Origin of the sequence: Bradyrhizobium symbiodeficiens, assembly GCF_002266465.3 — a bacterium.
GTDB lineage: Bacteria > Pseudomonadota > Alphaproteobacteria > Rhizobiales > Xanthobacteraceae > Bradyrhizobium > Bradyrhizobium symbiodeficiens.
Window position 1 is genome coordinate 1,724,413 of the sequence record NZ_CP029427.2, and the last position, 15,734, is coordinate 1,740,146.

A 15,734-nucleotide genomic window follows, 5' to 3' on the forward strand; every position below is an offset into this window, starting at 1 on the left:
ATCCGAGATAATCAAATGAGGTTGGGCTGAAGTGCCCCTCATCTCGACCAGGCGCCGTTCGGAAATCAAGGAGATGCCGGTTTATTTGATTAACCAATGAAGCCGCAGGAATTAGCGTTATCGGCAAATAAGCTGCCGACCGAAGCACAAAGCGGCTATGCTGTACTCAGTTTAAATTGAGAGTTTAGCGCGCCAACATGCCCGATTTCTAATTGCAGGGGCGGTCGGCGGAGGCGATAGTAAAATGGCGTGGACAGAGGCTAATTCGCTGGCCAGAGGAATGGATCCCCAGCTTTCGCTGCCATCCTCCTGTGAAACGTTGAGCCGCGCTTTTGAGCAGCAGTCTGCCCGCACGCCCGATGGCATCGCAGTCCAGCTCGGCGACGACTGCTTGACCTACCGCGAGCTCAACCAGCGTTCCAACCAACTGGCCAGGACGCTACGCAAGCACGACCTGCCGTCTGATGGCCTGGTCGCAGTCTGCTTTGAGACGTCACTGGATCTCATCGTATCCATACTCGCTGTTCTCAAGGCGGGGGCCGCATATCTCCCTATCGATCCGTCTTACCCGGTTGAGCGGATTTCGATGATCCTCGAGGATGCAGACCCAAGTGTGTTCCTCACGCAGGATGCGCTCGCCCAGAAAGTGGCGCGGCAAGACAGTGGATCCGTCGTATGCCTCGACAGGGACCGTCGGATCATTGCCGCGGAGGACTCCGGCCGTCTGGATGACGCCGCTTCGGCCGATAACCTTGCCTATGTGATCTATACATCAGGATCGACGGGCAGGCCGAAGGGCGTAATGGTGACCCATCGAAACGCGCTTCGCCTTTTTGGGTCGACAACGCACTGGTTTGATTTCGGTCCGAGTGATGTTTGGACATTGTTTCACTCCTCGGCCTTTGACTTTTCCGTCTGGGAGATCTGGGGATGTCTCCTGACTGGCGGCCGACTTGTGTGCGTACCGCACTTGGTGGTTCGTTCGCCGATCGATTTCCACAAGCTGCTCGTCGACGAGCAGGTTACGGTGCTCAGTCAGACGCCGGCAGCATTTTATCAGCTGGTTCAAGTCGAAGAGGCCAGTGCCGCTGGAGCGCTGAAACTGCGCTACGTCATTTTCGGCGGGGAAGCACTCAATTTTGCGAATCTCCGCCCGTGGTTCGAACGGCATGGCGACCGGACGCCACAGTTGATCAACATGTACGGGATCACGGAAACGACGGTCCACGTGACCTATCGGCCGGTTACGTTGAATGATGCTCTCAACGAGACGAGAAGCCTGATCGGCGTTCCTATCCCCGACTTGCGCATTTATCTGCTCGACTCCGAATTGCGCGCCGTCCCTGTCGGCGAGGTCGGCGAAATATATGTCGGCGGAGCTGGAGTAGCGCGCGGTTATTTGAACCGGCCCGAACTGACCGCGGAACGTTTTGTTCGGGATCCCTTCGTCTTGGATTCGCCAGTCCTAATGTACAAGTCGGGGGACCTGGCGCGTGCTACTGAGACCGGCGATCTCGAATATCTTGGTCGCGGTGACCTGCAGGTAAAGATTCGCGGCTACCGCATCGAATTGGGAGAGATCGAAGCAATTCTCGCGGACCACCGCTCTGTCGCGCAGGCTATCGTTATGGCGCGCAGAGATGGTCCCGGAGAGCCAAAGCTGGTTGCCTATTTCGTCCGGAAGAAGCCATCCGCATCCACGACGGCAGAGGACTTGCGCGAATTTCTCAAGACGCGGCTTCCCGCGCACATGGTACCGTATGCCTACGAGCAACTCGAAGCGTTTCCTCTGACAATCAACGGCAAGGTCGACCGGGCCGCACTGCCCGCTCCTCGGACGACCGACAATGTCGAGACCGATTCTACATTGATGCCTCTGGAGAGGCAGATCAAGGACATCTGGTGCGAAGTTCTCGGTACACGGTCCGTTGGTGCAGACGAAAACTTCTTTGATGTCGGCGGGGACTCTCTCCTGCTCGCGAATGTTCACGGTCGTATGCAGAGAGCATTGAGCCTTGAAATCCCTGTTACAGACTTGTTCGAGTTCACGACGATACGAACGCTCGCGCGCCGCCTGAAAGAGAGTTCATCGCCGGAAAACCTGCTCGTAGAGGCACAACAGAGAGCGCAGAAGCAGCGTGCTGCGCTCGGCCGGAAACGTGAATTTGGCAGGAGTGATGCTTCGTGAGCAATCTCGATCCGGAGGACACGGTCGGAGAAGGTGTAGCCATCATTGGCATGGCGGGACGATTCCCGGGCGCGCGCAGCGTTGCGGAGTTCTGGCGCAATCAGCTCGAGGGAATCGAGTCGATCTCTCAGTTTCGCACGGATGATAAGGAAGCGGTGCCCGGTCACGCGAGCGATGCTCGACATGTAAACGCGCGGTCGATCATCGACGATATCGAACTCTTCGATGCGGACTTCTTCGGCATCTATCCGCGCGAGGCGGAATTGATGGATCCGCAGCAGCGACTGTTTCTTGAATGCTGCTGGGAGGCGATCGAGAGTGCAGGTTATGTGCCTGATACGTATCCCGGTCTGATTGGCGTCTATGGAGGATCCTCCCTCTCGTCGTATTTTCTCTCGCGCCTCTGTGCGACCCCAGGGTTCATCGAAAAATTTACGTCCGGTTACCAGGTCTCGAACTATGTCGAGATGATGGGGAACAGCTTGGACTTCCTGTCCACGCGGGTTTCGTACAAGCTGAACTTGCGTGGGCCGAGCTTCACGATGCTGTCGGCCTGTTCGACGTCATTGCTGGCGGTCACTCAGGCGTGCCAATCGCTATTGACTTACCAGAGCGATATGGTCCTGGCTGGCGGGGTATCGATTACGCTCCCCCAGCAGCGAGAGTACCCATACCAGGAAGGAGGCATGGTCTCGCCGGATGGACACTGCCGGGCGTTCGATGCCGATGCGCAGGGCACGGTGTTTGGCAGCGGCGTCGGCGTCGTACTGCTGAAGAGGCTCGACGATGCAATTCGAGATGGCGACCAAGTTCATTCCGTCATTCGCGGGTTTGCTGTCAACAATGACGGATCGGCTAAAGTTGGCTACACGGCCCCCGGCGTGGAGGGGCAGGCAAGCGTCGTGGCGATGGCGCACCAGGTTGCCGGGATCAATCCGGATACGATTGGCTACATCGAGGCTCATGGAACAGGGACGCCTCTAGGCGACCCGATCGAGCTCGCCGGATTGACTAAGGCATTTCGTGCTGCCACCGACCGTAAACAATTCTGCACGATAGGAACTGCCAAAACCAACGTGGGGCATCTGGATATCGCTGCCGGTGTTACCGGATTGATCAACGCATCGCATATCGTGAAACACGGCGTATTTCCTCCGACGTTGCACTTCAAGAACCCGAATTCCAAGTTTGACCTGCAGAATAGCCCCTTCCGTGTCGCGGCCGTACGCTCGGAATGGAAGAACGACCAAGGGCTTCGTCGTGCTGGTGTAAGTGCATTTGGCGTCGGAGGAACTAACGCCCACGTCGTGCTTGAGGAAGCGCCGAAGCGTCCTGGAGCTTCTTCTTCCAGATCCAAGCATTTGCTCGTGCTGTCTGCACGTTCGCCGGCGGCTCTCGAGCGGGCCACTGATAATCTGGCGGAGCATCTACGTTCACATCCCGAATTGAACCCTTCGGATGTGGCCTGGACTTTGCAGGAGGGCAGGCGCGAGTTCGATTTCCGCCGGACGGTGGTCGCCGACAATCTCGCCGAGGCTGTTCGGTGCCTGTCCACGCGCGATAAATTGCAGACGCGCTCAAAGACGATAGATGCTCCCGAGGTCTGCTTTATGTTTCCGGGGCAGGGCTCGCAGCATGTCGGGATGGGGGCCGGAGTTTATGCTGACGAGCCAATATTTCGTGACGCGGTAGATCGGTGCGCGGAAGTCTTGCGTCCGTATCTTGGAGACGATCTTCGAACGTTGCTGTATCCCCCGGCAGGAGCAAACGAGAGCACGCGGCGAATAGTAACCGAGACGGTCGTTGCCCAGCCGGCCATATTTACAATTGAGTACGCTCTGGCTCAGCTCTGGATCAGTTGGGGTGTCCGGCCAAAGGCGATGGTCGGCCACAGTATCGGAGAATTTACCGCGGCCTGCCTCGCAGGCGTTCTGTCGCTCGAAGACGCGTTGAGACTCGTTGCTTTGCGCGGGCGGTTGATGCAGCAGTTGCCCGCTGGCGGCATGCTCTCGGTTCGGCTTCCGGAAGGCGATCTCCGCGAAGTCTTGCGAGAGCCGTTGTCACTAGCGGCAGTTAATTCTCCGTCTCTTTGTGTGGTGGCGGGACCGCTTGATGCTCTCGCCGAATTTGAGCGCGAGTTGGCAGATCGGAAGGTCCTCCGCCGACGATTGGTAACGTCGCACGCATTCCACTCGGCCATGATGGATCCCCTCATCGCACCGTTGGCTGAGGCGTTCGCATGTACCAAGCTTAGCGCACCGAAGATTCCGTACGTCTCGGGGGTCTCTGGCGATTGGATCACTGACGATCAAGCAACGGATCCACATTATTGGGCCCGTCATGCTCGCGAACCTGTTCGCTTTTCATCAGCCGTCCAGACCATACGAAACAGCCGCACGATCTTGTTGGAGGTGGGGCCTGGCAATGTGACGACCACGCTAGCGAGGCAGCACGGCTTTCCCAGTGACCAGATCATTGTCCCTTCGCTGTCTGACGGCTTCTCCGGCCAGGGTGATATGGATGCGCTTATGGCCGCTCTGGGGGCCGTGTGGCTTGGCGGCGTCCGTCCGAATTGGACGAGCGTGCACAATGGCGAGCACCGTCTACGCGTCCCGTTGCCGACTTACCCATTTGAACGCAAGCGATACTGGCTGGAAACACCGGCGGAGACGGGGGCGGTCACGACGCCCCCGCATGGCAACATGCCCCATTCACTCACATTAAACTCAACGACTGAGCAACCGATGGAAGCGGCAAACATGGCGCCGATTACCAATTCCCAGCCGGCTTTGATCTCTTCAGCAACTCGGATCGACAAGATCCACGACGCGCTGGCCGAACTTCTGCATGACTTGTCCGGTGTGGAAGTTGCGGCGACGGAGAGTTCCGCGACGTTCCTCGAAATGGGGTTCGATTCGCTGTTTCTGACGCAGGTCGCGCAGGCCCTTCAGGAGAAGTTCGGGATCAAGATCACTTTCCGGCAATTGCTCAATGAAGTTTCAAGCCTGGCGAGACTGACGGAATATCTGGGCGAGAAACTTCCGCCCAATATGTTCGCGGAACCTATCAACGGAACAGCGGAGAACGAACAGTCGCGCGTCACTATCCGTGATGAGAACTCTGCAACGGTCGCTCGTACCGTCCAACTTTCGCCAGGCGTACAGGTCGGACCAGCTTCCGCCGACGGAGACGCGCTCGCGAATCTCATGCGGGATCAGTTGCAGGCGATGAACTTACTGTTCGCCAAACAGCTTGAGACAATGCAAGCCAAAGCTCCGGTATTCGTGGCCGCGAATCCTGCAGTCATTCCTCTGCCGATCCGCCAGCCCGTTCAGGCTTCAGTCGCCTCCCCTCATGCCGTCCCGGCAGCTACCATAAAGCCGCACGGCCCATACAAGCCACCGCAAGTCGGCTCGTCGCAAGAGTTGACCGAGCAGCAGGAGACGCACCTCAAGCGGCTGATTGACCGTGTAAATCAACGCACGTCGAAGTCCAAGAACCTCACTCAGCAATACCGCAATGTTCTTGCCGACCCCCGCGTCGTTTCGGGATTTCGCGACCTGTGGAAGGAGATGGTCTATCCGATCGTCACCGACCGCTCGAAGGGATCGCGCATCTGGGATATCGACGGTAACGAGTACATCGACCTTGTGAATGGCTTCGGGCCAATCATGCTGGGCCACCGCCCGGATTTTGTGGAACGCGCGATCGAAACGCAGCTCCACGCCGGGTTCGAAACAGGTCCCCAAAGCGCGCTTGCGGGCGAGGTCGCGAAGATGTTCTGCGACATGACAGGTAACGAACGCATGGCGTTCTGCAATACCGGTTCCGAGGCGGTCCTTGCGGCGCTCCGCGTTGCGCGGACTGTCACCGGCCGGAGCAAGGTTGTCATGTTCGGCGGCGACTATCACGGTCTGTTCGATGAGGTCCTGGTGAAGGGCGTCAAGAGCAGGACTGGCGAACCGTCCGTCGCTCCGATCGCACCCGGCATTCCGCGGGAGAGTGTATCGAACATGGTGGTGTTGGATTATGGAACGGCTGAATCGCTCGAGTGGATCCGCAAGAATGCGGACGATCTTGCTGCGGTTCTAGTCGAGCCCGTTCAGAGCCGCCATCCTGCGCTGCAACCGGTTGGCTTCCTCAAGGAAGTTCGCAAGATTACGGCGGCGTCTGCCACAGCGCTGATCTTCGATGAGGTCGTCACGGGTTTCAGGGTCCATCCCGGCGGCTGCCAGGCACTGTTTGGAATTCGAGCGGATCTCGCGACTTACGGGAAGGTCTTGGCGGGCGGTATGCCGGTAGGTATCCTCGCCGGGACGAGTGGTTTCATGGATGCTCTTGATGGCGGTGCGTGGCAGTTCGGAGATGATTCCTATCCTGAGGTCGGCGTCACATTCTTTGCCGGCACCTTTGTGCGTCACCCGCTTGTTGTCGCGGCAATGCACGCAGTGCTGGTACATCTCAGAGAGCAGGGGCCTGCACTGCAGGAACGGCTGAACAAGCGAACTGCGGACCTGGTGCAACGAATTAACTCGGTGCTGCAGTCTGAGAATGTACCGACCCAAATCGAGACGTTCGGTAGCTTCTTCTATTTCAGCTTCCCCGCCTCGGAACGCCTTGCGAGCCTCTACTATTACTATCTGCGTGATAAGGGGATTCATATCCGCGAGGGCTTCCCTTGCTTCCTCACGACATCGCACAGTGATGCGGATCTCGAAACGATCGTTCGCGCGTTCAGGGATAGTGCCATCGCGATGCAGCAGGGCGGCTTCTTCTCCGGGCCCGCAAGTGCCTCTCTATCCGACCCTCCTCAGGTAAAGGCTGCCAATCCGGATCCAAACGATCCGATTAAACTGACCGAGGCGCAACGTGAGATATTCCTGGCTACAACATTGGGTAGCGAGGCGTCCTGTGCGTTCAATGAGTCATTCAGTGTTGGCCTGAGGGGCAAGTTGAGGATCGATCTGCTGCGCGAAGCGCTGAACGAACTCATCCAACGACATGAAGCTCTTCGTTTCACTATCGATGCCGAGGGGCTATGCATGCTTGTTCGGCCGGCGCTTCGGCTGGACATCCCGGTTCTTGATCTGTCGTCTCTCGAGACGTCTGCGCGCAAGGTCGAGTACGAGCGAATTCTGGCTGCGGATGCTCGAATTCCGTTTGATCTCGTCAACGGCCCGCTCATTCGTGCGCAGGTCGTGCGTTTCGAGCCCGAAGACTCTCAACTGATGGTGTCATCGCATCATCTCGTTTGCGATGGGTGGTCGACGAATATACTCGTCGATGAATTGGCGGCGATTTATTCCGCCAAAGTTGAAGCAAGGGTGCCGGATCTAACAGCGCCGGCCAGCTTCAGTCGCTATGCGCACGCTCAGCACGAACTACAGCGGACCGGCAAGAACGCTGATGTCGAAGCCTATTGGCTAGATCAGTTCAGCAACTTGCCCGAACCGCTGGCATTGCCGACTGATCGCCCGCGTGGGGGGACGAAGACGCATGCAGGCGCAACGGTGCGGTCCTTTATCGGTGCTGAGGCGCATCAGAAGATAAAGCAACTGGGTGCGAAGAACGGCTGCACGCTTTTTGCGACGCTATTATCTGGTTTTTATGTGCTTCTTCACCGGCTCAGCAACCAAACCGATATCGTAGTTGGCGTTCCGGCAGCCGGGCAGAGCCTTGTCGAGGACGACAGCAGCCTCGTCGGGCACTGCGTCAATTTTCTCCCTCTCCGAACCCAAATTGATCCGAATGCCTCGTTCGCAACTACTCTTGGAAGTACCAAGCGAGTATTGCTCGATGCGTATGACCATCAAGCTTATACATATGGAACACTTGTGCGAAAGCTCGGGGTACCTCGCGATCCCGCGCGGATGCCACTCATGGAGGTTCAATTCAATCTCGAACGCCTCGGAGCAGGTGCCCGTTTCGCAGAACTCGAGACGGCTGTTGAACCGAACCCCAAGGCGTCGGTCATCCTTGATCTCTTCTTCAACGTGATTGAGTCCGAGCGAGGCTTGGTCATCGATTGCGATTACAACACGGATCTGTTCGACAAAGACACGATGTCGCTGTGGATGCGGTACTTCGAAACGCTCTTGCTCGACGCAGTTCAAGACTCGCAGACGACGGTCGGGGACCTCGCGCTGATGACCAAAGAACAAGCTGCTTTGGTCATACAGAGACTGAATCCGAATTCGATAGAAGCGCCGTCCACCCGATCGATCGTGGAGATGTTCGAGGAGCGCGCGGCTCGGTCGCCGGATCGGATCGCGCTTCAGAGTGGCCAGAGCCGGCTCACGTATAGCGAGCTCAATGCACGCGCAAATCAGCTGGCGCGATATCTGCAACGATCCGGGCTGCGGCCGTCAGCAATGGTGGCGACGAGCTTCGAGCGCTCGCTCGATATGATCGTTGCGATGTTGGCTATTCTGAAGGCGGGGGCGGCCTACGTACCGCTAGATTCGTCTTATCCACTCGAGCGGCTGACGATGCTGGTCGAAGATGCCAAGCCTGCTGTCTTGCTCACTCAAGAAACGCTTACAAGCCGAATGCCGGACAGCCCGGCAAGGGTCATTTGCGTTGATAGGGATGCGCCGGGCATTCGCGGGGAAAGCACCGAGAACCTGCCGCCTCTCTCTACACCCGATGCTCCTGCCTATGTGATCTTCACTTCCGGGTCCACCGGAAGGCCAAAAGGGGTTGTGGTCAGCCATCACAACGTGGCGAGGCTGATCGAATCGACAAGGCCTTGGTTTAACTTCGATGAGAGCGATGTGTGGACATTGTTCCATTCGTCGTCGTTTGATTTTTCGGTCTGGGAGATTTGGGGATGTCTGCTGACCGGCGGGCGCCTGGTCGTCGTGCCGTATCTCGTTACGCGCTCACCGCAGGATTTCTACAATCTCCTGGCTGACGAGCGAGTGACGGTTCTCAATCAGACGCCGGCAGCATTCTATCAACTCATCCAGGTCGAGGAGGCCGGACATATCAAGCCGCTGTCTCTCAAGCACGTGATCTTCGGTGGTGAGGCGCTCAATTTTGCGAGCTTGAGACCCTGGGTCGCGCGCCACGGAGATCGCACTCCGCGGCTCGTCAACATGTACGGCATCACCGAAACAACCGTCCACGTCACCTATCGCCCCTTGAGTGCAGAGGATATTGCGTTGGAGGCGCGTAGCTTGGTCGGCACGCCGATCCCGGACCTGCGCCTTTACGTGCTGGACGCAAGGCGGCGGCCGGTACCGCCCGGCGTGACCGGAGAGATCTATGTAGGTGGGGCCGGCGTCGCCGGTGGCTATTTGGACCGTCCTGAATTGAGCGACGAGCGGTTCGTCGTGGATCCTTTCGCGACGGCTGTCGATGCGACGATGTACAAATCGGGAGATCTCGCGAGGATTCTTTCGACGGGCGATATCGAGTATCTCGGTAGGGCCGATGCGCAACTCAAGATTCGTGGCTTCCGCATCGAGCCGGGCGAGATTGAGGTTGCCCTGGTCGAACATCCTGCGGTGCAGCAGGCCACGGTCGTTGTTCGCAAGGACGATGGGAGCGCCAAGCTCATTGCCTACTACGTCGCAAAGCAGGGCAATTCCGTCGCTCCCGCTGACCTGCGACAATACCTCCAGGATAAGTTGCCGGCTCACATGATTCCGCACGCCTGTGTCGTGATCGATGCCGTGCCGCTCACGATAAATGGCAAGGTCGATCAGAAGCGGTTGCCCATACCGGACCTCGGCGGCGCGATCAAATCCGGCGAATATGTCGCGCCAAAGACGGCACAAGAGCAGAGCTTGGCCGGAATTGTTTGCGAGATACTGAAGCTGGAAAGAGTCGGTATCACAGATAATCTGTTCGAGCTCGGTGCCGATTCACTCCACGTATTCCAGATTACGTCGCGTGCGGCCAAGGCTGGGTTGCAGATTACCCCAAAGCTGGTGCTCCAGAAACGCACGATCAGTGCCGTGCTGGCCGAGCTCGTACAAGGTCAGCCCGTGGCGCAATCGCAAATTATCATACCGGTCGAACGAAATCTGTACCGTGTTAAGCGAGAGGTATCTCGCGGCAGGAAGGCTCACGACTGAGAACGAAGATGACTGTATTAGGCGCGATGCAAGGAGGTCTCGGTGCCCCAGGAGCGCCTGGCAAGCCGGATGACGATATACTTGCGTTTCCGCTTTCTCCGGCGCAAAGGCGCATCTGGCTTGATAGCGAGCGGCGTCCGGGGAATCCGGCGTACAACGCATCGTTTCGCTGGAGCCTGAAGGGACCATTGGATCTCTCCGCCTTGCAGCGGAGCTTCAATGAGATTGTTGTACGACACGAAGTGCTTCGAGCCACCTTCGTCTCTATCGATGGCCAGGTCCATCAGCAGATCGCTCCATCGCTGAGCTTGTTGATCCCTGTGACCGACCTTCGCAATTCGCCGGAAGCGCATCGTGAGGCCGAGATCGAGCGAATCTGCGCGGCCGAGGCTACGAGGCTTTTCAATCTTGAAAAGGGCCCGCTAATTCGCGTTGGCTTGCTCCGCATCGATGAGTCTCAATACTTCCTGATGTTGACTCTCCATCATATCATCTGTGACGGGTGGTCGATTGGGGTCGTCATGCGCGAGTTGCAGCGACTCTACGCGGCCATTTCGGAGGGGAGGACGCCGGATCTCTGCCCACTTTCGATTCAATTTCCGGACTATGTCGTCTGGAGCGCCGAACAGGCGGAGAAAGCGGGCGAAGAAGAATTGAGCTACTGGGCGGATAAACTGCGGGACTATCAACCGTTCAGATTGAAGCCGGATCTGGCGGAGCTCAGTGAGTTTGCGAAGGGAGCCATACTCTCACGTCTGTTGCCAAGAAGTATTTCGAATTCGCTGAAATCGTTCAACGAACAGTACGGCGGCACAATGTACAGCACGACGTTGGCGGCTTGTTTCGCGACGTTGCATCGGTGCACCGGGGCGACTGACATCGCTATGTGGACTCCTTTGGCGAGGCGCAGCCAAACCGAACTCGAGAACCTGGTCGGGTTGTTCGTCAATCAGGTTGCAGTCCGGGTGGACCTTTCGGGTGATCCGAGCTTAAGGCAGTTGGCTGCTCGCGTTCGTGATGATGTATGGGACGCCCTTGCCCACCAGGCGATCCCCTTCGAGAATATAGTCGAGGCGCTGACCGACGATCAGAAGACGCGAGGCGGGCAATTCTGCTCCGTCAATTTCGTCTGTCAGCGGGCCTTCGGTGGGGCTGTGGACTCTGAGTTCGATTTTCCCGGCGTCCAAGTCTCGCCGATACCGTCGAAATCGCCGGGTGCGCTCTTCGACCTCAATTTCTTTCTGGTCGAACGCGCAGAGGGGTGGAGGTTGTCGCTCGAGTACAACGCGGATTGTTACACCGCTGAAACCGGCAATATGCTGATTGAGGGTTTCGACCGTATTCTTCAAGCCATCGCCAAGGATCCCGATGTGAGTCTATCGGCGCTGCCGTGGATCGGTCCGGTCTCCGATGACCTCGTTCCATCCGATGATGGGGAGGAGACGAGCGTACCCGAAGTGCCGGCCATCAACGAAACGGCTCTGGACAGCAGTTGCGAGTTTCCGGCCAGTGTCACTCAGCTACGGTTCTGGCAGCTATCGCGCCTTCGACCAGATAGTGCTGCTTTCAACATGCCGGCATCGGTTCGTATCGCGGGGCCACTCTCGGCCGAGCTTCTACAGGAGAGTCTTAGGGTACTCGTGGATAGGCACGAGATCCTTCGAACAGTTTTCAAGGAATCCGATAGTGAGCTCAATCAGGTCGTCTTGAGCCGAGCGGAATGCGCGATCCACGTCTCGGATCTGCAGACGGAATCCAGGCACGCCGGTTTTGACTTGGGTGAGCTGCTGCGGGACGAAGCGCTCGGGCCATTCAATTTAGAACGCGGTCCTCTCATGCGGGTGCGGCTGCTTCGTCTAGATCCTGACGATCATGTTCTTGTCGTCACCGTGCATCATATTATCTCGGACGGGTGGTCTCAGAGCATCCTGCAGAGGGAATTATGGGCGATCTACGAGGCGCTTGCGGCGGATCGGACGCCCGGATTGCCCCCACTATCCATTCAGTACGCGGATTTCGCCGTTTGGCAGCGAGAATGGTTGGAATCTGAGGAAGCTAACGAGCATCTCGCCTATTGGATGAAGACGCTTGCGGGGCCGCTGCCGGTGTTGGATTTCCCTACTGATTATGCGCCCGGTCAGCGCCACGCGGTTCGGGGCGCGGTCGAAAGAGTGCGCTTGCCCGGACATCTGGTCGAGCGGCTCAAGGCACGAAGCCGTTCGGCCAACGTTACGATGTACATGCAATTGTTGGCGGCGTTCGCCATCCTGTTGGAGCGCTACACGGGCCAGCATGATCTTACGATCGGATCACCAAGCGCGAATCGAAACGCGCAGACGGAGCCCATGATTGGGCCATTCTCCGGACCAATTGCCCTTCGGTTCGATCTGGCAAAACAGTCGACGCTAGATGATGTTCTTAGGTACACCAGTCAAGTCGCAATGGATGCGCTCGATCATGCGGTGTTCCCGTTCGAGAATATCATGGCGCGACTCAAGATGAGGTCGATCAAGGGTAGGAATCCACTCTTTCAGTTCTACTTTCTATATCAAACGGCCTTCCTGCAGCGCCGCGAGGCGGGAGAGCTTGCGATTACGCCGATTTCATCGGCCAGCGTAGGAAATCCTTTTGAGCTGCAACTCGCGGTCATTGAGCGGGACCACGAAGTCTGGTTGAACCTCGAGTACGATCAGGGTCTGTTTCAGTCGGCATCGATCGAAAGTATCATGTCGTACTATCAGCTTGTCCTGACGGAAATCGCGACCGATCCGGATAAGCTGGTCTCCGATCTGAAAGCGCCCCTGGTTGAGTGGAAGCAGCGTGTGATTGCGGAAAGCCGCGGTGGCACGCAGGAGCGTCATCAGCCTCGCAATCCAACTGAAGCAAAGTTGTTGATGATATGGGAGAGACTTTTCGATCTGCCTACGATCGGTATTCGCGATGATTTCTTCGATTTGGGAGGGCATTCCCTGCTGGCGGCAACGTTGATCGCGGAGATCAAAAGGGAATTCGACGTCAAGATTGACCTATCGAAGCTTCTGGTGGATCGCACGATCGAGCAACTTGCAGCTCTCGTTGAAAGACGGGACCATTGCCAGCAATCATGCCTGGTTCCCTTGCGTGCAACCGGAGCAAGAGTGCCACTCTTCTGCGTCCATGGTGGAGGCGGACACGTACTAGCCTATAGTGAACTGGCGAAAGCGTTGTCTAACGATCAGCCGGTATACGGGTTGGCGTCGCCGGAACTTGATGGTGCGCAGCGGGCAATGACCGTCGACGAACTTGCTCGGCTCTACAATAGTGAAATACGTCGAGTGCAGGCCCATGGCCCGTATCGCATCTGCGGATATTCGTTCGGCGGTGTCATTGCGCTTGAAATGGCAAGGCAACTGATCGCGGAAGGAGAAGAGGTTCCCGTCCTTGTCATCCTGGATACAAGCAATTGGGGATACTACAGGCATCTTTCCTTCGATGAGCGTCGCCGCTTCTGGAGCGTCCGGATCATCGATCGGGTGCAGCGATACTATCGCCGCATAGCGGAACATCGGCTGGATGTTGCGCTCTCAAGTGCATTCTTCTTTATTAGAAAGAAAATGCGTCTGCGACTATGGACGCTTGTTCAGCGGCTCTCTCGTTTCGTCAATCGTCCGATGCCGGCGCAACTTCGGGACAACATGACGATGTTCAAGGCTATTGCACAATCGTACGAAGCAAAACCTCTCCCGGTGCGCATCATCCTATTTAGGTCGGAAGAACGTGATCCCGAATACAGCCTGAATCGTTTTTTGGGGTGGGAGCTGGTCGCTTCCGAGGGGGTCGATGTTCACGATGTTCCGGGTGACCATCTGTCATTCATGCGTGACCCGCACGTTGCGAAGGTCGCGCTCCAGCTGGATAAGTATCTCAGATAGCCTTCCGTCGCGGCGGTAGACTTGCATCTGGGCTGGGAATTCGGGGGAGGCGGCTGCGTGGACGGCCGAGGAGGGGGTTGGGGTGCGTATTCTTGAGATTTCAACAATCGTTGTACTGGTTGCTCATATCGTCTTTCGGCTGTCGCCGGGTCGCGAAGACTATCTTTGTTTGGGGTATCTTCCGTTCTTGTGCTTGGCGATCATCGCATTCCATCTGCTGTTTGAGGGATATCGGTGGCAGATGCTCCCAATCTATTTTGTGGCCTTTGCAGGTGTCCTCCAATCGGTCATTCCGCAATGGACGGAGAACGTCCAGGCACAGTATGTCACCGGATTGATAGGTCTCTGCTGCGTCGGTGGCGGAATTGTCCTGAGCACAGTTTTCCCGGTATTCCAGTTGCCGCCGCCGACAGGACCTAATGCCGTTGGTACCAACATTCGATACGTTGTTGACAAGGGCCGGTCTGATCCGCTGACGCCCAACGGGGCAAGAGAGCTCATGATCCAGGTCTGGTATCCAGCGCCTGGCTCGTTCGCTGGCAAGGTTGCCGCTTACCAGGAGAAGACGACTACGACGGCCTGGAACGCGCGATTTAGCTTGGTGAACACGCATTCCATCGTAGACGCTCCGCTAGCTGATTCCGTAGGTCACTGCCCTGTTCTGCTCTACGCGCCGTCGTGGAACGGCATGAGAACCGAGAATACGCATCTAGCGGAACAACTCGCCAGTCATGGCTATATCGTTGTCGGGATTGATCATCCATACAGTTCGTCGGTGACCACCTTTCCGGATGGGAGGATCATCAAATCCAGGCTGGTTGAGGAAGGGGTCTATTCAACAGAAGCCGCATTCAGTGGCTTTCTGAAGACTATCGAGACGGAGGTCCGAACCAGGGCCGACGATGTGCGATCTGTGTTGGACTTCCTGGAGGATCTCAACACGGCGGACCCACGCGGGCTGTTCAAGAACCATCTTGATATGCACAGTATCGGTATTTTTGGCTTTTCGCTCGGCGGGGGTGTGGCCGCACAGGCGTGCTGGCTCGATCGACGATTTAAGGCCTGCCTCAACATGGACGGCGTTATGGCAGATGAATCCCTCAACCAGGGTGCAATCGCTCCTTTGTTCATTATGAGTCAGAACGCCCCGCTTCCGCCGAACAGTGTCGGCGAGGTCGGTCAATCGAAGCGCCGAGAGATGGCGATGGACTGGGACCAGTTCGTTCAAATGAGAAGGCTATACGCAACCTTTGGAGGCTATTGGCTCACGCTCAAGCGGGCGAAGCACTTCAATTTTTCAGACTATGCGTTCTCGTCTCCTGTGCACTTCGTGGGTCGTTCGGGGACGATCGATCCTAAGCGGGCAGCCAGAGCCATCGGCGAGAGCGCGTTCGCGTTCTTTGAACTCTACCTCAGAGGCAACGGCGGGCCATTGCTTGAGCTAGCTCCCAATGATGTGGCTGATGTCCGTTTTGAGAAATCGACCGCAGTTTCGGCCAGCAAGGATTAACCTCGGCAGGGCTCCTATTTGGGAATGCCGGTCGCCGGTACTGT

The 15,734-nt window shown here is 57.2% G+C and carries 4 protein-coding genes; all 4 read left to right on the forward strand.

Translation table 11 applies throughout. From position 1 onward, the window contains the following. Positions 1-244: 244 nt before the first annotated feature. Positions 245-2,188 (forward strand): amino acid adenylation domain-containing protein, encoded by a 1,944-nt coding sequence (locus CIT39_RS07995; protein WP_094972820.1) that lies wholly within the window; start codon positions 245-247, stop codon positions 2,186-2,188. Further along, entirely contained in the window at positions 2,185-10,269 is an 8,085-nt protein-coding gene (locus CIT39_RS08000) for a non-ribosomal peptide synthetase/type I polyketide synthase (protein WP_244607540.1), read from the forward strand. The genes CIT39_RS07995 and CIT39_RS08000 overlap by 4 nt, the downstream gene beginning before the upstream one ends. A gap of 8 nt (positions 10,270-10,277) precedes the next feature. Continuing rightward, positions 10,278-14,180 (forward strand): alpha/beta fold hydrolase, encoded by a 3,903-nt coding sequence (locus tag CIT39_RS08005; RefSeq protein ID WP_094972821.1) that lies wholly within the window; start codon positions 10,278-10,280, stop codon positions 14,178-14,180. Positions 14,181-14,262: 82 nt separating this feature from the next. Further along, positions 14,263-15,690: an alpha/beta hydrolase family protein gene (locus CIT39_RS08010; RefSeq protein WP_148667291.1), complete on the forward strand. Its 1,428-nt coding sequence runs from the start codon at positions 14,263-14,265 to the stop codon at positions 15,688-15,690. Positions 15,691-15,734 lie beyond the last annotated feature (44 nt).

Excerpts from the sequence above, each read along its gene's own strand:
- CIT39_RS07995 (WP_094972820.1), top strand. The coding sequence starts at position 245 with ATGGCGTGGACAGAGGCTAATTCGCTGGCCAGAGGAATGGATCCCCAG.
- CIT39_RS08005 (WP_094972821.1), top strand. The coding sequence starts at position 10,278 with ATGACTGTATTAGGCGCGATGCAAGGAGGTCTCGGTGCCCCAGGAGCG.